The following is a 19,182-nucleotide window of genomic DNA, read 5'->3' as shown; positions in this document are numbered from 1 at the left end:
TCCCGATCAGGATTTTACCGCACCTGCCGTCAAGCCGGCGATGATGTGTTTTTGTGCAAGGAAAAACACGATGACGGTTGGCAAAATCGTCAGTGTTATGAAAGCAAGGACAAGTTGCCATTCGGTGCCGAACTCGCCGCGATAAACCATGATGCCAAGCGGCCACGGATATTTTGATTCCGAATTGAGCATGATCAACGGTAAGAGATAGCTGTTCCAACTGCCGACAAACGAGACGATGCCCACTGTTGCGAGAATTGGACGGGAGAGCGGCAAAGAAATGTGCCAGAAGAAGCGCAGATAACCGCAACCATCGACGAATGCCGCGTGAAACAACTCTTCCGGCAGGTTTCGGAAATAATTGCGAAACAGCAATATGCTCATACCGAGACCGAATGCGACCTGCGGCAGCACAACACCCCAATAGGTATCCAGCAACCCCAGATCACGAATGCGGATAAACAATGGCAGGATTGCTGTTGCCGCAGGAAACATCAGCCCCAGCAGAAAATAATTCAGCAGGAAAGACGAGCCAAAAAACTTCACATGCGCAAAGGTGAAGGCCGCCATCGCCGACACAACCAGTGTCAGGAAAACCGTCAAAACGGCGATGATCAATGAGTTGAATATTTGCAGCCAATAACGGTGCCCAAAGAGAATATCTCCGTAATTCGCCCATTGCCATTCCGCCGGAAGGCCGAATGGATTGACCCGCAGATCACCCAGCGTTTTGAAGCCACCCAGCGCTGTTGTCAGAAGCGGAACCAAAACAATAGCGGCAATGAAGCCAAGCGAAAGATAGAGATAAAGTCGGGTCTGTATCGTCATGCGGACAGCGTTTGATGTATCAGTCATGGCGCATGAAAATCCTTTTATAACCGAAGGCAAGTGTCACACAGATCACGAACAAAACGACACCAACCGCACTGCCAAGCCCAACCTGCATACGCATGACACCGTATGTGTAGAGGAAGGTCACCATCGTCTGTGTTGAATTGGATGGCCCCCCGCCTGTCAGCGGCATGATCATGTCGAAGAGCTGCAGCGAACCGATGACGGCAAAGAAAATGGACAAGCGCACGGTGGAACCAAGCATGGGCAGCGTTACATAGCGAAACTTCTGCCAGCCATTCGCGCCGTCGATTTCAGCAGCTTCCAGAACAGCTTTATCGACAGACTGAAGGCCGGCTATGAAAAGCATCATGTGAAAGCCAAAATACTTCCAGACAATGACAGCAAGCACAGCGTAAATTGCGACATCCCGGTCTGCCAGAACATATGGATTTGCGAAACCAAAGAAGTTGGAAGCCGCGGCAAACAGACCGTAGTCGCCGTCATAGACAAAGCGCCAGATCAGGCCCGCCGCAACATCTGCAAGAACGTAAGGCAAAAAGAAGATCAGCCTGAAGGCGACAACACCGGGAATGCGATGCGCCAGCATCATTGCGAGCCAGATCGCTAACGGGATTTGCACAAGGACGGAGACGAAAATGATCAGACCGTTATTGAACAGTGCCTGAGAGAAGGCTGCATTGCCAAAGAGGACCTGAAAATTTTTCAAGCCCACAAATTCCGTCGGCGTTCCATACCCATTCCAGCGGTAAAGACTGTACCACGCCGCCTCACCCATCGGCAAAATAACAAAGAGTGTAAACAGCAATAAAGCCGGAGGCAAAAAGACCAGCAAGGTCATTGTGCGGTCGTGGGCGACAGAGCTTTTTTTCTTTTTGACTAGATGTGTTTTACGTGGAGGCGAGGATGCCGAAGTCACAGACATATCCGTCATCTTTTCCGCTTTCATGATGCCAATAATTAGGATGCGGAGCGCACGTCATGTTCTAACGTGCGCTCAGAACGCGCTTAACGGAGCTCGAAAGCATCCTGAATTTGCTGCGCAGCTTCTTCGGAACTCATCTGCCCTGCGAGAATATCGACCGATACATCGTTCACGACGCGTCCGACAGCAGCACCCAATGTTTGATCAAAATAGTTCTGGTGCCATGTTGAATCCGCCAACTGACGGGCAGATTCGGCCAAAAGAGGGTTTTTAACCGCACTGTCTGCACCGGCTGCAACCGGCAAGATCATGCCTGCCTCCGCCATTTTCTGCTCATTTTCCTTGTTGGTTAGGAAAAGAGCAAAATCAATGGCTTCTTTGGAAGCATTTTTGGTCACTGCCCAACCATTGATCCCGCCTAAAGTATCACTCGCTTTTCCTGCACCACCTTCGACCACAGGAAATGCAAACCGCCCTATGTTTTCCAAAGCGAGCCCTTTTCCATCGCCCGCATTCTTGCGTTGATTGGCCTCGGTATTATCAAAACCGAGGATCATTGCAGCCTTGCCATCACCAAAAACACCAAGCGCCTGCGGCCAGGTTGCCCCTAGATAGCCCGGCTGAAATGGTTCCAACTTGCCAAAGTCCGCAAGTTGCTCACCTGCCTTGAGAATGGCCGGATCCAAAAAGCCTTCACCTTCACCCTTGCTGGCAGCATCGAAGACCGCTTTGCCGCCGTTACGCATCACAAGATAGCTCCAGTAGAAGTGAAGGGGCCATTTATCACCCCCCCCTCCGGCAATAGGAACAATGCCAGCGTCTTTAAGCTTGGTTACAGCGGCACTCAGATCATCCCATGTCTTGATATTGTTGGAATCTAAACCTGCCTTCGCGAAAAGTTCTTTATTGTAGAAGAAACTGACAAGACTGACTTTATAAGGAACTGCCCAGAGCTTGCCATCAAAGGAAAGACCTTCAATAGACGAACTCGTGTAAGCTTGACGCAGTTTACCGTCAGAGGCGTTGAAATCCTCTGTCAGATCCTTGAGAACACCGGTTTTTGACTGCTCCTCAAGAACACCACCACCCCAACTATAGAAAAAATCAGGGACGTCATTTGACTGTAGCAGCGTCGGGAGCTTGGCTTTGAAAGCCTCGTTTTCCAAAAATTGCAATTGGATCCGAACATCAGGATGCTGGTTTTCATAGTCTCTTGCTATTTCTTCCCAGACAGCGACCGCTTTGGGGTCCAATTCCACGTGCATCCATTTAACGGTCGTGGTCGCCGAAGCACTTGCGGTGCCTAGCATCAATGCTATGCTTGCTTTTGCGGCATAAGACATCAACTTGCCGCTCAGGCTTGCGCCTGCGTACCAATACGTCATGTTCGAGATCCTCCCTTGGGGTCATCCTCACAATTTATTCCCCAATGCGGATTAATTCATCCGACATATCTGTCGATGTCAAGGCTATTTCATAATTTTTCGCAAGCAGGCTTGACATGAACGATAGAAGTGACGCTATTTAATCCGCAATCCGATTTAAATAATATCTGATCAGCTTTGATCTCAACAGGACCTCATGAAGACCGCTGACCCCGAACTGATGCGCGCTATCAACAGGCTGAACGTATTAGATACGATCCGTCGTCATGGTCCCATTTCGCGCATTCAGATCAGCGAGCGAACTGAGATTTCCACCACGACTGTATCGGCGATAACCGCATCACTGTTGGATGATGGGCTGATACTGACACGGCATGAAGGGGATATCCGCAACGAGACGACGCGCGGGAGGCCGCGGGTCATGCTTGAGCTTAATCCTGAAGCAGCGCGTGTCGTCGGTGCAAAAATCGCGTCCAATCGCATGATTTTCGTGGTCACGGACTTTCGTGGCGAGATCCTTTCCAACCTGTCGCTTCCAATAAGAGTTGATCGTCAACCAATCAGCGTCATTGCGGATCTTATTGAAGACGGGGTACGCCGATGTGTCCTGGATGCCGGTGTGTCGCTGGAAGATATCGACATGATCTGCCTCGGCATACCAGGCGTCATAGAGCATCGTACTGGTATCATTCGAAGCACACCAATCCTAAGAGAGCATAATTTTAATTTTGCCTCAGAAATGACAACTCGCCTGAATGTGCCCACGATCGTTGAAAGTGATGCACATGCAATAACACTTGCGCACCATTGGTTTGGCCATGCACGTGAATTTGAAGACATGGTTTTGATTTCGCTTGAGCAAACGCTTGGGCTTGGGGTCCTGCACAAAAATCAGCTGTTTCGCGGTGCTGATGGGCTCAGCCATAATCTAGGCGATCTCGTACTCGGTTATACCAATGACACGACCGTCAGGCTTGCAAGCCATGCCGGTGAAAGCGCAATTCTTGGCACTCGCCCGGATGATGCCCGTTTTGCAGAAGCCATGCGCCTCGGAAGGGGCATGAAATACGCGCATTCACTCATTAGCGCTTCCGATGAGGAACTCTTAAATGCTGCCAAACGCGCCGGCGCTGCAATAGGTCTCACACTGGCAAATATCGTAACTTTGTTTGCACCACCGCGCGTCATCATTACGGGCACCAGTCTTGAACTTGGAGAGCCATTCATCAACAGCATTCGTGAAAGTTACAATATTGCCGTTCCACAAGCCCTGAAGGGCGTTGCTGAACTGGTTTTCGATATTGCCAGTGACGAATTATGGGCACAGGGCGCCGCTGCCGTTGCACTGCATGAACTCTACGAGTCTCCATGGAGCACGACGGGGCCTGCAATTTAACTCAGCTTAAAGTTACGGATTTCTGGGAGGAAACAAGATGGATAAGGTCGGCATTGGCATCATTGGCTGCGGAAATATCTCCAGCGCCTATCTTAAAGCGATGGCTTCGTTTCCGATACTTAATATCTGCGGTATTGCAGATATGAATATGGAAGTGGCGCAAAAACGCGCCGAAGAGTTTAACCTTCAGGCTCGAACAGTGGAGGCATTGCTTGCCGATCCCAGTGTCGAAATCATTGTCAATCTCACGATTCCAAAAGCACATGTTGAGGTGGGATTAAAAGCCTTTGAGGCCGGCAAACACGTTTATTCCGAAAAGCCGCTGGGTATCAATTTTGCCGAAGGTAAGCGGCTTTTTGAAGCTGCAAAGGCAAAGAACCTCCGTTTGGGCTCGGCTCCGGACACTTTTCTTGGCGGAAGCCATCAGGCCGTGCGTTCGCTTATAGATGAAGGTGTCTTGGGAATTCCTGTCGGTGGAACGGCAACATTTATGTGCGCAGGTCATGAGCGCTGGCATCCCAACCCGGCCTTCTATTACGAAGTGGGCGGGGGGCCGATGCTCGACATGGGACCTTATTATATTACAGAACTCGTCAACCTCCTCGGGCCGGTTGACAAAGTCGCAAGCTTCGCGACGACACCCCGGAAAGAACGCATCATTACGAGCGCCGAAAGGAACGGTGAGCATATTCCTGTTCATGTTCCTACCCATGTTGCAGGCGTTCTGGCATTTAAAAATGGCGCGGTCGTGCAAGTGGCCATGAGCTTTGATGTCGCCGGGCACAAACATGTGCCCATCGAAATTTATGGCACTGAAGGCACGCTGATCGTTCCGGACCCGAATTATTTTGGCGGCGATGTCTTGTTGCTCAAAAAAGGCGGAGAGTTTGAAGAAAAACCAGTTTCTCAACCTTATGCCGACGGGAATTATCGCTCACTTGGAATTGCCGATATGGCATATGCCATTCGGAATAACCGGCCGCATCGCGCGAATGGCTCACTTGCACTCCATGTACTCGAAGTCATGGAAGCATTCCAGACTGCGTCTGATATGGGCAAAACAATATCTATCATGACAGACGTGGAGCGACCTGCCCCACTCGAAACGTCTCTGGTTAATAACCAGATTGCAAATTAATCCTGAGGAGGAAACAATGAAAGAAGCGCTGATCGTCTGGGGCGGCTGGAGCGGACATGAACCACAGGAATGTTCGGTAATCGTCAAAGACATCCTCGAAGAAGAAGGTTTCAAAGTCTATGTCGAGCACAGCACAGAGGCTTTTGCTGATCCGTCCGTGCATGACCTTAGCCTCGTCGTTCCCATTGTAACGATGTCGAAAATTGAAAAAGAAGAAATAAAAAACCTTGCCAAAGCTGTTGAAAATGGAGTTGGCATTGCTGGTTTTCACGGCGGAGCGGGCGACAGCTTTCGTGAATGTGTTGAATATCAGTTCATGATCGGAGGTCAGTGGGTTGCTCATCCTGGCGATATTATCGACTATCAGGTCGATGTGACCCGCCCGGACGACTCTATCATGGAAGGCATCTCAAGCTTCCCATACCGCTCAGAACAATATTATATGCACGTGGACCCTTCCAATGAAGTGCTGGCAACGACGACCTTCACTGGTGATCATGCCTGGTGGATCGATGGGGTGGTAATGCCCGTCGTCTGGAAAAGAAAATATGGCAATGGCCGGGTATTTTATTCCGCACTGGGACATCAAGCCAAAGAATTCTCGGTACCGCAAATGCAGACGATTTTTCGGCGGGGTGCAAATTGGGCAGCACGGTGAAGCAAAAAACTTAGCATTTACGCTTTTGTTTGGCCACTCTTACCAACAGCAGCGGTTGTTCTGAAACCAGAAGGTCCCTAGCAAGCTTCAGTTTTTTAACGGAAACGTATCCAGTATGTTCGAGATAGTTGATGCACTCTGCCCGATCGATCTGGTTTAAGGTCGGGTAAATAGGGTGCAAGAAACAGAGCCTTGCGCCCGTCACCCTGACCGCGTTGCGGATCACGGCTGACTTGTCGCTACCGAGATTTCCCATGTCAACGATGCCTCTGGCCTGAGCAAGCGCACAAAAACACTGGCGATTGATCGGCCCATCGAAGGCGCAAGGTGCTATCCGCCGGTCGCGGTGCACGGCACCAAGAAAGGTCAGGGTTCGCCAAACCCGTCCCCTGGACAACAACACAATTACTATTGCCGGGCCAGATCCGGTTGCCGCTATAGCCCAGAAAAACTGTATCATCAGCAATCAGTTTCGAGCCAGTAGCCGTAACAAGAGCTGTTCCGTCTCCAGTAAGCCCAACGGAGATAAATTCCTCTGACGGAACCCGGTAAAGTAGCGTTGCTGCCTGTGTTCTTTCAGACCGACATCCCAATCGCAACTGTGACCTCCTCGCCCCCCCCCTCAATATTGAGGGGGGCGGTGCCACTTGAATCACCGCGCCAGAGCGACTGCAATCAACGTTTAATCGAAGCGAGAAGTTTCAAAAGACAAAAACCTCATATTATTCGACGATGGACAGGGCCACATATGAACAATCAGGCTTTTACCATATGTTTAAATTCTCATTACTCATACCGGGCTTTTCATTCCGACCACGATGCCTAGAGAATTTCCTGCTGTGATTGGATCATTGGAAAGCCTCATAAGTTGAGGTGATTTTACCTTTTGGTTTCTACAATCGACAAAACGTCATCCGCGTGACATATCCAGGGGCGGCGACACGTCTGCACCCAATGGGCAAATGTAGGGTGTTCTGGATGTATGTTCAGCCAATGCTGCTTTTGCACTCTTCAACAAAAGCGGGTCAGTTATTACATTTAATCCCGTGGAAGCCATTGCCTTTGCAGCATGTACCATCGCTTTATGTGCTGCGGGCGATTTTCCTTGCGCAACAATCTGCCAGGTATGAAACGGTGTTCCAATGGCGACTGTCGGCGCATGAACCTGTACCGTCGGTACGACCCAGCTCACATCGCCCACATCCGTTGATCCGATAAACGGCTTACGATTTGTATTTTCTGGTGTCAGAAAATTTGCGAGTGGCTCATCAGTTATCGGCATACCGATAGCTTTATAGACAGACGCTATGTCTTTTTCAGAAAATGTCTTACGAATTTCACGTGCAAAAGCACGATCCTGATCGTCAAAATCCGGCGCACCCAATTCATCCATAGCTGTGTAAAGCGCCCGTTCCAGCGGTTTGTTATCCAATGTGTTGGACACAGCACTCACTATCTTCATTTCAACCGTTGTTTCCGTCATCATTGCTGCGCCCAGTGCAATCTTATGCACGCGGTGAACAAGATCATTCATATCCTGCAATTCCATCGCCCGGATCGAATATCGAACCCGTGCATGCGCCTGCACGACATTCGGCGCAATACCGCCAGTATCAAGAATTGCAGAGTGAACGCGCGCGTCAGATGGCATATGTTCGCGCATATAATTGACACCAACGCTCATAAGCTCAAGAGCATCAAGCGCGCTGCGCCCGAGGTGCGGAGCTGCGGCAGCATGAGCTGCACGACCTTTAAAGATAAAATCAGCACGCGTATTTGCAAGAGAAAGCGCTGGAGCAACTTCCCAGAAACTGTATGGGTGCCATGAGATCGCGACATCAACGTCGTCGAATGCGCCTGAGCGAACCATGAAGGTTTTGGCTGCGCCTCCCTCTTCCGCAGGGCAGCCATAATAACGCACACGGCCGGGAATGCCGTTCTCGGAAAGGTAATTTTTGAGCGCGATTGCGGCAAGCATCGCGCCTGAACCAAGCAGGTTATGCCCGCAGCCGTGACCATGACCACCAGCTTCCAAAGGCCTGTACTCGGCCACGCCGGCTTGCTGACTTAGGCCAGGAAGCGCATCAAACTCGCCCAGGAAGGCAATGACAGGTCCGCCCTCTCCCGCCTCTCCAATAATCGAAGTTGGAATTTCCGCTATGCCTTCGGTGACTCGGAAGCCGTGATACAAAAGCTCCGCCTTGTGCTCGGCCACGGATCGAAACTCTGTGTAGCACACCTCGGGCATACCCCAAACGCGGTCACTCAGTTCTATAAGACGTTGTTTTTCATCATCGACTTTTTGCCAGAGGTCTTTTCGATTATTTGCATTCATCACACGTTCCAACTTCTGTTTTTAGAGCTGTGCTGCATCATCAAGAACAAGTTCATCGGCCGACGGAATCCTGCCCTCAAACCAGAAAGAAGCAGCAGCGCGAGACATAGCAGCGCCATCATGGCCAACACCTTCAATATCGATCAACTTCCAGTTAAATGGCAGTCCAAGCTTTTGGGCGTGCATCTTTGCGAAACTGTAAATAAAATGTGCGCGCTTAAAGCGTGATGCACCTTGCGCAAGTGCTTCTGGTTGAGAAGGCAGGTTGGGATCATCTTCAGCAATATCCTGATCACCGGCAAATATATGCATCGGATATGCAAACCAGCGTGCGAGCTGATCATCAGACAAGCAAATTCCACCCATGCCTTCGGGAAATTTTCGATCCATATCCGGCAAGGTATACCAGCCAGGATTTGCAGCAATGACCGCACCGAAAGGGTGTGACGGCTGCGTTGCGAGCAAACGATGCGCAAATTGTCCGCCTGCAGAGTGACCATAAAGGAAAGCGGTTTCGCGGTTGGTCGCACCAGACGCCTGCAATGCTGTAAATACCCGCGCAGGAACACCATAAAGCCATTCTGACTGGTCACGGACTGTTCCATCTTTGCGGAGGATGAGTCCGTTATTATAGCTTTCCGCCATCGGGAACGATGCATCCGAGAAGGTTGGCGCCGCAATCAGCAATCCATGTTTTTCTGCAGCGGGTATCCAGAAATCTCGATACTCGTCACCATTGCGCAACATGCCATGCTGAACAATAACAACAGGGCCATCCGGCTTATAGTGAGATGGCCGATAGAAGTTTACCTCCAGCGGACGATCAGGGTGAAACCTGTCAAGGAAAGGCAAAACGCTTTTCCCGACCTCTGGATTAAGAGAAGAGGTAATCATTGAAACTCCAGATTATGCAAATGGCACGCCACACTCTGACGAGAGGCAATTTCTTTAAGCGCGGGACGATGATCACGGCACACAGCCATGGCCTGTGCGCAGCGCGGATGGAAAGGGCAGCCGCTTGGTGGCGCAAGCGGAGAGGGCAAATCCCCCTTCAGCGGCTCGAAATTGCGCCTGCGTCGTTTCACTGACGGGCTAGCATTCAACAATGCAGCACTATAGGGGTGTGCTGGATTGGCAAAAATATCCGCAGCTGATCCGATCTCGACAATACGGCCAAGATACATGATCGCAATACGATCACTGATATGGCGCACCACACCCAGATCATGGCTGACGAACAGGTATGTCAGACCGTATCGGTCGCGCAAATCCATAAATAAGTTGATGACCTGGGCCTGAATGGAAACATCGAGCGCAGAAACAGGCTCATCACACACCAGAAAATCCGGCTTGACCGCAAGCGCGCGTGCAATACCAATACGTTGTCGCTGGCCACCGGAGAACTGATGCGGATAGCGTTCGCGATACGCGATATCAAGACCGACCTCTTCCAGCGCACGATCCACCATTCCGGATATCTGATTTTTTGGCGCTAATTTGTGAACCTTGAGCGCCTCCGCCACGATCTCGTGAACCTTCATTCTCGGATCAAGTGAAGCAAACGGGTCCTGAAAAATCATCTGCACTTTAAGCAGGAAATCGAGCTTTTCCCGGATACGTAATTCGGAGACGTTTTTGTCCTTGTAAATAACGTCTCCGGATGTCGGCTTATGAATGCCAGTCGCCATACGCGCCAGAGTGGACTTCCCGCAACCCGATTCCCCGACCAGCCCAAGAACCTCACCTTGTCTGACACTGAGATCAACGCCATCAACCGCGCGCAGGGTTCGGCTGGGTTGCTTTTTACCCGCCAGACTAAGCAGTTTTTCAGCGGTGGTGGTTCGGGACTCGAAATATTTACGTACACCCTTCATCTCGAATAAGATGTCGCTCACGAGATTACCTCCAGGGTCGCAACGGGATTGTGGCAGCGAAAGCTATGATCGCCATAATTCTGTTTTTCCGGATAAATTGTCGTACAAAGGTCAATCGCGCGATCACAGCGCGTTCGGAACGGACAGCCCGACGGCCGCGCATCAATGCGCGGCGCATTTCCATTGATTTGGTGAAGACGCTCGCCGGGGTTAACCATGCCAGTTGAGGAACTGAGAAGACCGAGCGTATAGGGATGCATGGGCTGATCCAGCACATCATCCACCAAACCACTCTCGACAATCTGCCCTGCATACATCACCGCCACGCGGTCAGCCAACTCGGCCACAACTGCCAGATCATGTGTGATCCAAAGAACCGCGGTCCCCGTTTCACGCGCAAGCTTCTGAACCTCATAAAGAATCTGGCTCTGTATGGTGACGTCCAAAGCAGTTGTCGGCTCATCGGCGATAATAAGATCGGGGCCATTAAGCAAAGCAATTGCAATCGCTACGCGCTGACGCATACCACCTGAAAACTCATGCGGATATTGCTTGAGCCGTGCTTCCGGGGAAGAAATGCCAACTCTGGTCAGAGCGTCCATCGCTTCCTTGCGGGCATTTTCACGGCTACAGTTTCGATGCTCGAAAATTGCTTCAAGCATCTGCTCTCCAACAGTAAGGACAGGGTTGAGCGTGGAAAGCGGATCCTGAAAGATCATCGCAATACGATCACCACGCAGCGAGCGTAATTGTTCATCTGAGGCGGTGCGGAGATCAGCCCCATTGAAGAAGATCTTGCCTTCAACAACCTCTCCCGGCGCATCAATCAGTTGAACGATGGAGAAGCCTGTGACGGATTTTCCCGAACCGGACTCGCCCACAAGGCAAAGGATCTCACCACGCTCGACCTTGAGATCAATGCCATCAACAGCAGACCATGCACCGCCGAGCAAATGAAAGACAGTCCGCAGACCGTGTATATCAAGAAGCGCTGTCATGCCGTTGCCCTCACATTGAAGCTGCGGCGAACGCGATCGCCCACAAAATTCAAGGAAATGATCAGGAGGACAAGTGCTATACCGGGGAACACGGCAATCCAGTATTCGCCAGAGAGCAGATATTCGAAGCCATTTGCTATCAACAGTCCAAGAGATGGCTGTGTCACAGGCACACCAACGCCCAGAAACGACAGAGTGGCCTCAAGCGTTATAGCGCCAGCGATGCTGATTGTGGACATGACAAGAACAGAACCGACCGAGTTTGGCAGGAGATGTGCCAGCATGATATGGCGCGTAGGCAGACCGAAATTGACTGCAGCCTCGATATATTCTTTTCGCCGTTCAACCATAGCCGAAGCGCGCATCAAGCGGGCATATTGTGCCCATTGCACCACAATGATCGCGAAAATCACCTTATCTATTCCCCGCCCCACGGAAGCCAGAAGCACGAGAGCGACAAGGATAGAAGGGAAACCCAGCATGAAATCGACAAAACGCATGATGAGCGTATCAACAATGCCTCCGATCTGTGCAGCAAATAATCCAGCAGTGACACCAATAATCATCGCGCCAAGCGTCGACAGCAGTCCAACCAGTAAACTTGTGCGAAGACCATAAAGGATCGCACTGACCATATCGCGTCCCTGCGCATCCGTGCCGAGCCAATAGGTCATTCCGGTCATACTGGATGAGCCCGGTGGAAGACGATTGTCCATCACGCTCAACGAGGCCAGATCATAGGGGTTCTGGACGGCAATAAAGGGTGCAAGGATGGCAAGGAAAACCATCGTTCCAAGCAGGATAGCCGCACCGCGCATCGTAGGCTTATTGCGGATACGTTTAAGCACCCGTTTGCGCAAAGATGTGTTGGCGGATTGGGGGATAACCAGCTTTGTCATACCATCTCTCCCGAGAGTTTGACCCTTGGATCGAGTGCCGCATAAAGAACGTCCACGAGGAAGTTGACGCCGACAAAGAGTAAAGTTGCGAGCATGACATAGGCAACCACAACCGGACGGTCGAGCTGATAGATACTATCGATTAGGAGCTTGCCCATCCCCGGCCACGAGAATACGGTTTCAGTTATCGTGGAAAATGCCACCAGACTACCAAACTCAATGCCTGCCACAGTTACAACCGGTATCAGAATATTGCGCATGATGTGCCGAAACACGATACGCTTGCGGCGAACGCCCTTTGCACGGGCGAATTTGACATAATCCTGCGTTGTGGCTTCCGCTGTACCGGCTGCAACGAGCCGTACCAGCAAGGCCGAGGTCGGAATAGCGAGATTAAGCGTTGGCAGAATGAGGTGGCGGAGACCATCAAGTGTAAACAAGCTCGTCTGAAAGCCCAGAATTTCAACAGTCTCGCCCCTTCCAGCAGTGGGAAGCCAGCCAAGAACCACGCTGAACAGCAGGATGAGCATCATTCCCTTCCAGAAACTGGGAAGAGAAAAACCGATAACCGTTCCGGCCATAACAATGCGCGAAAAGCGACTTTCGGTATTCAGACCCGCATACAAGCCCAAAGGTACACTGACCATTGTAGCAAGCGTCATAGACAGGAGCACCAGTTCCAAAGTGGCTGGAAGTCGCCCTAAGATCAACGATACAACCGGTACACCATGCACAAAGGATGTCCCGAGATCGCCTTGCAGAGCATTGCCGAGAAAAGTGAAATATTGCTGCCAGACTGGCAGATCCAGTCCAAGTCTTTTGATCAGCGCCAGCCTTTCGGCCGCACTGACCTGCGGTGGAACAAGCAGCTCGATCGGATCACCGATGCCATAGATGGCAAAGAAAACGGCAACCGAAACGGCGAGCAACACCAGCGCGCTCTGGATCAAGCGCTGCAAAGCATATGCAGTCATCGCATTTTACCCGAATTACATCGAAAGCGGCGCGTGCGCGCAACATAAGGCGCGCACTGCAGTGACAAAGAAACTACTTCTTCGGCTTCGCTGACATAGCAAGAGTGAACTGATCGGAACGACCTGTGAAATCGATATCAGCCTTGTGAGCCCAGATACCGCTTTCAAAGTGCAACGGAATGAAAGCATAATCTTTAAGCACTTCGGTCGTCGCTTCCTGCAACAATGTAGAGCGCTTATCATCATCCATTGTTTCCACTGCTTCATAAATCAACTTATCGAAAGCAGGGTTTTTATACCCGCCATAATTGGAGCCTCCCATCGTGCCTGCTTCATTTGGAGATGCAGGCCACTGGCGCAGGAAAGACGATGCTTCGCCGCTGGTCGACGCCCATCCACCGATCGCAACGCTCAGCTCTTTCTTTGAACGGCGTGGGAAATAGAGAGCGCGTGTCATTGCGTCCACATCGGTTTTAATGCCGATCTGCGTCAGATATTGTGCAACCGCTTGCGTAATCTGGCTGTCATTGATGTAACGATCATTGGTCGTTGAAATCGTAAGTTGGAACCCGTCCGGATAACCCGCTTCGGCAAGCAGCTTTTTGGCAGCAGCCGGATCGTAACGAAGTTCTGGCGCATCTGGCAATGTGCCGAACATGCCCTTTGGCAGAAATTCGTTTGCCTGTTCCGCAGCGCCGTCCATCAGGCGGGCAATAATTGCTTTGCGGTCAATGGCAAGCGACATGGCTTCCCGCACACGAACGTCCTGCAGAGGATTTTTACCATCGGCAGATTTGACGAACGGGCTTTGCTCACGACCGACATCAAGCTGGTAATAGATAACGCGAGTGGTTGGGGTGACTTCAGCAACAAAACGCTTGTCGTCCTTGATGCGCGCCAAATCACGCGCCGCAGGGTTTTCAACAAGATCATAATCGCCGGCAAGCAGGCCTGCCAGTCGCGTTCCTGCATTGGGAACAGGAACAAAGCGAACGCTTTCCCACGGCTCTTTTTCACCCCAGTAATGATCATTGCGCTCAAGCTCGATCGATGAACCCTTTACATAGTTCTTGAGCTTGTAAGGACCCGTTCCAATCGCTTTCTTGCCGTCATTGAAGTCGCCAACAACAGGCCACGCGCCGGTGACACCGCAATTATTGGCCGGATCAAACGTGATCTTGCCATGGTCAACAATCGAGGAACTTAAAATACCCACTGTACCCATGAAGGTCGCAAGCAGCGGTTCAGGAACTTTTGTCGTGATGATCAGGGTTTTTGCATCCGGCGCTTCGACCGATTCGAAATTCGCTGTGATGTCGGCAAATGAACCAGAAACCGCCGTTTCGTTCTTCAGCGTACGACAGAAGGTAAAAACAACATCATCGGCAGTGAAAGGCGCTCCATCCGAAAACTTAACGCCCTCACGAAGCTTGAAGGTCCACTTGTTCTTGCCGTCATTCTCCCACGATTCCGCCAGAGCCGGGTGCAATTTCTGCTTCTCATCCTGCCGCGTAAGGCTATCAAAAATATGTGCGGCCAGCGCATTATTCGGGGTGAGGTCATGGTAATGGGGGTCAACAGCAGTCGCTTCTGATGAGAGCGCGACTTTAAGGGTCTGGGCATTTGCAACGCCACCCAAAACTGTGGTCGCAAAAAGGCTGGCTATTAAGAGCGTTTTGTACATAATTATATGCGTTCCCTTGGAGTAAACATCTTTTTTGATGTGATTATTTTCATTTTTAGATTATATGAAAATTTCTAGGCGTCAACGGCGGAAATGATCAATGGCCACAACTTTGAGTCCCAAGTCTGAATTTGCTCAGCGAATGACAGAGGTTTACCCGTCTCTGAGCAGATCACATCAGAAGATCGCGGATTTTGTTCTGGCGCGACCGTTGGACGTCGTAGCCATGTCAATTGAAGGCGTCGCCGAGGCTAGCGGTAGCTCAACAGCCACGATAACCCGTTTTGTCAGAACCGCCGGGTATGGCGGCTTCAGTGAATTCCGAGAAAAGATCGTTTCTGATTTCCAGGCAGTTCCGGGTAATATGCGCAACTCTCAAGGAGATGACCTCGGATCTCTTGGTAAAAGATCGACGTTGCACCGCCAGCTTATTGATAGTGTTGAAAAGCTTCAGGCTACAATATCCAATATTGATCAGGCTGCATCTGACGAATTCATCCAGTCATTATTACAGGCTCATCGAATTATTATTCTTGGAACTGGCGCAAGTCACTACGCAGCAGCATATTTGGAAGAAGGCTTGGCGCTTTATACTGAAAAAAGCGTCACCAATGCACTGTTGCGCGGTGCAAGCTCCTACTCAAGCAATATCATCAACTCCATCAGTAAGAATGATGTGGTGATTGCTATATCCGTTCCTAGATATTCTCAGAGCACACTGGAACTCACAAAATCTGCGCACTCAAAACATGCAAAGATCCTGGTTTTAACGGACAGCCCGACATCGCCACTCGCATCTCTGGCAGATGTCGTGCTTTATGCGACGGCGACGAGCGACTTCCTGCCTAATTCTCCTTCGGCAATTTTCGCGCTCTCCGAAGCGATTATAGCGACCATTGCAGAGCAACGCCCCGATATAATTGAATCTTTACGCAAAATACCGCCACCAAACATTATACGCTAAACGCCAAGCAATATGATGGCATGCAAGCGCTCCTTTTAAAGCGTCATAATTAGAATTTAACTTCAACATGAATTCAATGTTGAAAGGCGCCATAGTTGCCTTGGGGCCTGCCGCCCAGATGTTCAGTTTTGGAGACGAATGTCTTGCGGTGGGCAGTCTGTTAGTAGCGCCTTTCCAGCCGCCAGATCTGCTACATATAGCAAAATCAGCGTTTCTCATATATGGCCATCACTGCGCTTTTAACAGTTGATGCAACCGCAACAAAACCTAAATCCTCTTACCTGTTTCGCTGCCGAAGAGATGGACCCGGCTTTCGTCTCCTTTGACGTGCACCTGTTGCCCTAGCTCCAACTCGCTATCACGCGGGAACTCAACGGTCAGCATTTTAGGCTGGCCAATTTCGATATAGCCAAACATCTGACTTCCCAATCGTTCAACCACCGCAAGCTCACCGCTGAACCAAGCGTCTTGTGCTGAACAAGCCGCCAGGTCTTCTGGCCGAATGCCCAGCGTAACATGATCCTGAACATTGAGCGGTGCGAAGTGGGAACGCAAAGAAATGTCCCTCCCTGTGCAGGACAGCACGAGAGTTTCTCCACTGTTCTGTCGAACCTCAGCAGGAAGAGCGTTCATGGTCGGGCTGCCGATGAATTGCGCAACAAAAAGACTGGCAGGTTTCCGATATATATCAAGCGGCTTGCCAATCTGTTCGACATTGCCCTTGTTCATAACCACAATTCGATCAGCAAGTGTCATCGCCTCGACCTGATCATGCGTCACATAAACGGTGGTCGCTTTAATCTTTCTGTGTAGTTTCGCAATTTCCAGCCGCATTTCAACACGCAAAGCGGCATCAAGATTCGAGAGCGGTTCATCGAACAAAAATGCATTGGGCTCTCGCACAATCGCGCGCCCCATAGCGACACGCTGGCGTTGCCCCCCTGAAAGTTGTGCAGGGCGACGCGCAAGAAACTCGCCAATTTTAAGCGTTTCGGCCACCGTTCCAATGCGAGATGATACGTCATTATCATTCGAGCCGCGCATTTTGAGTCCAAACGCCATATTCTCTTCCACACTCATGTGCGGATAGAGCGCGTAATCCTGAAAGACCATCGCAATGTTACGCTCCGAGGGCGAAAGCTCGTTGACGATGGCATCGCCAAATTTCAATTCACCGCCCGATATATCCTCCAGACCAGCGATCATTCTGAGCAAAGTGGATTTGCCGCAACCGGAGGGACCGACCAGAACAACAAACTCTCCACTCTCGATCCGAAAGTCGAGATCGTGGATGACTTTATGGGTGCCATAAGTCTTCTGGATACGTTCCAACGCGATGGCGATCATGCCTTCTCCTCCCAGAGTTTTCGCTTGACGTCTTTTATCGATATTATTATCAATAATGATAATTGAGACATTAGGCAAGGAGGCTCAGACATCGGCGTGGCATATTTTTCACCCAAACTCGTTCAGAGCAGGCCTCCAAAAGCAGCAGTCGTATTTGAAGCGCTCAAGCGGGATATTATGCTTGGCACATTGCCCGCTGGGGCCAATTTGACAGAATTGGAAATCGCCGCGCATTTTCAGTGCAGCCAAGGACCGGTGCGTGAAGCGTTGCTCCAATTGCAGGAAGAAGGCCTTGTGCTGAGACAAGGACATAGGGGAACTCAAGTTTCTCTTTGTACGCCGGATGAAGCTGTTGAAATGTTTCGCCTGCGCAATTCCATTGAATGCAATGGTATTCCACGCGTGATGATGCGGCGATCCAAAAAGCTGACGGATGATCTTAAAGAAATGCTGGAGGGGATGCTGCAGGCAGCCGACGAACAAGACGAATATCGTCTGGCTGCAATTGACCGTGATTTTCACAGACGCATTTTTGACGAAGCAGACTTGCCCGCTCTGAACCCCATTTTACATCGTTGCCTCGTGCATAATCATCGCTTCAAAATCTCACAAAGCGGCAGTGCACGCGACCTGCGTGGAACCGCGCTACGTCATTGCGCAATTATTGATGCACTTGAAGCAGCGGACATTGAAGCTGCACAGATCGCCATGCGCCATCATATTGCAACCATTGTCGATTTTGGGCCAGCTGTATTCCCGGAAGAAGGTCAGTCGCAATGACACATATCCTCGATCATGAACCGTTGCCAGAAATGCGGGCTCTTCTCGAAAAAATCGCTGTTGAGTTATCTGGCGCCCCTGATCCGACGACACTTCCGCCTGCGGAGGGTCGCACGCTTGCAGAAAAAAACAACCAGCGCTGGAATATCAATCTTCCAGAAATGCAGGCCGTGCGTTTAACGCAAATAGCTGCGAACCCGTCCATCGGCTCACAACAAACCCCATTGCTCGTTCTGGAACCAATCAACAAAAGGCCCGGAACCCTTCTTTTCATTCATGGTGGCGGATTTGCCTTTTGCAGCCCCAAAACGCATGAGCGCTGCGCACGGGTGCTCGCAGAAAAGACCCGTTTAACCGTTGTTTTGCCTGATTACCGGCGAGCACCGGAAAACCCTTTTCCCGCCGGCCTTCATGATGTCATCGGCACCATGCGGGCATTAATTGATGGACAATTCGAAGGGCTGGATGGCCCCGTTTATATCGCAGGTGATTCCGCTGGCGCAAATCTTTCCCTCTCAGCGATGCTGCACGCGGCGCAAAACAATTATGCGCTGCCCAAGGGCGCCCTGCTCTTTTATGGCAACTATGCCATGGATTTTGAAACTCCATCTTATCAAGCCTTCATCAATGGTCCGGGGCTTACCACCGACAGAATGAAGCGTTATTGGAACTGGTATGCGAGCGGGCAAGACATTGCTTCACATCCGCTGGCCTGTCCACTTCACGCTGAAGATGCAGCTCTTGAAAAAATGCCCGCGCTTTATCTTACAGCCGCAGGCATTGACCCCCTCTTTTCCGATACGATTTTGCTGCATGAGCGACTGTTAAAAATTGGCCGCAAGGACGAAATAGCCATCACAAAAGGCGTGGTGCATGGCTTTCTACAATACACAAATGAACTGACGGCAGCTGAAGCAGCGTTGGAGGACGCGGCGCAGGCATTAAGCCGAATGGCCTGAACAAGAGAGGCCTT

General features: G+C 50.8%; 17 protein-coding genes and 1 pseudogene. 6 read left to right on the top strand and 12 right to left on the bottom strand.

Going from position 1 to position 19,182, the window contains the following annotated elements; all coding sequences use genetic code 11:
* Positions 1-6: 6 nt before the first annotated feature.
* From ABE530_RS04530 to ABE530_RS04520, 3 genes are all read right to left on the bottom strand, one after another.
* Positions 7-855, bottom strand: coding sequence for a carbohydrate ABC transporter permease (locus ABE530_RS04530; RefSeq protein WP_265986805.1), 849 nt, complete (start codon positions 853-855; stop codon positions 7-9).
* The gene (locus ABE530_RS04525; RefSeq protein WP_265986803.1) at positions 848-1,786 is read right to left on the bottom strand and encodes a carbohydrate ABC transporter permease; all 939 of its coding nucleotides are present in this window, start codon (positions 1,784-1,786) and stop codon (positions 848-850) included. Before ABE530_RS04525 ends, ABE530_RS04530 begins: the two co-directional genes overlap by 8 nt.
* 74 nt (positions 1,787-1,860) lie before the next feature.
* Positions 1,861-3,120, bottom strand: coding sequence for an extracellular solute-binding protein (locus tag ABE530_RS04520; protein ID WP_407673288.1), 1,260 nt, complete (start codon positions 3,118-3,120; stop codon positions 1,861-1,863).
* 238 nt (positions 3,121-3,358) lie between these two features.
* On the opposite strand from ABE530_RS04520, the gene ABE530_RS04515 reads away from it, so the two are divergent.
* From ABE530_RS04515 to ABE530_RS04505, 3 genes are read left to right on the top strand one after another with little or no spacing between them, the layout of a single operon-like run.
* Positions 3,359-4,558: an ROK family protein gene (locus ABE530_RS04515; RefSeq protein WP_499693743.1), complete on the top strand. Its 1,200-nt coding sequence runs from the start codon at positions 3,359-3,361 to the stop codon at positions 4,556-4,558.
* 37 nt (positions 4,559-4,595) lie between these two features.
* Positions 4,596-5,696, top strand: a complete 1,101-nt coding sequence (locus ABE530_RS04510; RefSeq protein ID WP_499693742.1) for a Gfo/Idh/MocA family protein — start codon at positions 4,596-4,598, stop codon at positions 5,694-5,696.
* Positions 5,697-5,712: 16 nt separating this feature from the next.
* Complete coding sequence (locus ABE530_RS04505; RefSeq protein ID WP_265986797.1) at positions 5,713-6,354, top strand: ThuA domain-containing protein; 642 nt, start codon at positions 5,713-5,715, stop codon at positions 6,352-6,354.
* Between the two features lie 94 nt (positions 6,355-6,448).
* Here the strand turns inward: ABE530_RS04505 and ABE530_RS04500 are convergent.
* From ABE530_RS04500 to ABE530_RS04465, 8 genes and pseudogenes are all read right to left on the bottom strand, one after another.
* Positions 6,449-6,733: pseudogene (locus ABE530_RS04500) on the bottom strand (IS630 family transposase); the annotation flags it as partial.
* A 531-nt stretch (positions 6,734-7,264) separates the two neighbouring features.
* The gene (locus ABE530_RS04495; protein ID WP_499693741.1) at positions 7,265-8,689 is read right to left on the bottom strand and encodes a M20 family metallopeptidase; all 1,425 of its coding nucleotides are present in this window, start codon (positions 8,687-8,689) and stop codon (positions 7,265-7,267) included.
* 21 nt (positions 8,690-8,710) lie between these two features.
* The gene (locus ABE530_RS04490) at positions 8,711-9,583 is read right to left on the bottom strand and encodes an alpha/beta hydrolase family protein (protein WP_499693740.1); all 873 of its coding nucleotides are present in this window, start codon (positions 9,581-9,583) and stop codon (positions 8,711-8,713) included.
* Positions 9,580-10,584 (bottom strand): ABC transporter ATP-binding protein, encoded by a 1,005-nt coding sequence (locus ABE530_RS04485; protein WP_499693739.1) that lies wholly within the window; start codon positions 10,582-10,584, stop codon positions 9,580-9,582. The genes ABE530_RS04490 and ABE530_RS04485 overlap by 4 nt, the downstream gene beginning before the upstream one ends.
* A complete protein-coding gene (locus tag ABE530_RS04480) occupies positions 10,581-11,561 on the bottom strand; it encodes an ABC transporter ATP-binding protein (RefSeq protein WP_499693738.1) in 981 nt (326 codons plus the stop codon). Before ABE530_RS04480 ends, ABE530_RS04485 begins: the two co-directional genes overlap by 4 nt.
* Positions 11,558-12,460 carry an ABC transporter permease gene (locus ABE530_RS04475; RefSeq protein WP_499693737.1) on the bottom strand — a complete coding sequence of 301 codons (903 nt, stop codon included), beginning with the start codon at positions 12,458-12,460 and terminating at the stop codon, positions 11,558-11,560. The genes ABE530_RS04480 and ABE530_RS04475 overlap by 4 nt, the downstream gene beginning before the upstream one ends.
* Positions 12,457-13,434: an ABC transporter permease gene (locus ABE530_RS04470; protein WP_499693736.1), complete on the bottom strand. Its 978-nt coding sequence runs from the start codon at positions 13,432-13,434 to the stop codon at positions 12,457-12,459. The genes ABE530_RS04475 and ABE530_RS04470 overlap by 4 nt, the downstream gene beginning before the upstream one ends.
* A 73-nt stretch (positions 13,435-13,507) precedes the next feature.
* On the bottom strand, positions 13,508-15,118 hold the full coding sequence (locus ABE530_RS04465; RefSeq protein WP_499693735.1) for an ABC transporter substrate-binding protein: 1,611 nt from the start codon (positions 15,116-15,118) through the stop codon (positions 13,508-13,510).
* Between the two features lie 100 nt (positions 15,119-15,218).
* Here ABE530_RS04465 and ABE530_RS04460 point away from each other — a divergent pair, with 100 nt between their 5' ends.
* Positions 15,219-16,082, top strand: coding sequence for a MurR/RpiR family transcriptional regulator (locus tag ABE530_RS04460; protein WP_499693734.1), 864 nt, complete (start codon positions 15,219-15,221; stop codon positions 16,080-16,082).
* A gap of 267 nt (positions 16,083-16,349) precedes the next feature.
* Here the strand turns inward: ABE530_RS04460 and ABE530_RS04455 are convergent, their stop codons facing one another.
* Positions 16,350-17,429, bottom strand: a complete 1,080-nt coding sequence (locus ABE530_RS04455) for an ABC transporter ATP-binding protein (protein WP_499693733.1) — start codon at positions 17,427-17,429, stop codon at positions 16,350-16,352.
* A gap of 96 nt (positions 17,430-17,525) precedes the next feature.
* Here ABE530_RS04455 and ABE530_RS04450 point away from each other — a divergent pair, with 96 nt between their 5' ends.
* Together ABE530_RS04450 and ABE530_RS04445 are read left to right on the top strand one after the other, a co-directional pair.
* Positions 17,526-18,209, top strand: coding sequence for a GntR family transcriptional regulator (locus tag ABE530_RS04450; RefSeq protein ID WP_499693732.1), 684 nt, complete (start codon positions 17,526-17,528; stop codon positions 18,207-18,209).
* Positions 18,206-19,168, top strand: coding sequence for an alpha/beta hydrolase (locus ABE530_RS04445; protein WP_499693731.1), 963 nt, complete (start codon positions 18,206-18,208; stop codon positions 19,166-19,168). Before ABE530_RS04450 ends, ABE530_RS04445 begins: the two co-directional genes overlap by 4 nt.
* Positions 19,169-19,182 lie beyond the last annotated feature (14 nt).

Origin of the sequence: Brucella sp. TWI559 (assembly GCF_039674265.1) — a bacterium.
Lineage (GTDB): Bacteria > Pseudomonadota > Alphaproteobacteria > Rhizobiales > Rhizobiaceae > Brucella > Brucella chromiisoli.
Note: the sequence above shows the minus strand (reverse complement) of the source record. Positions and strands in the feature narration are given on the sequence as shown.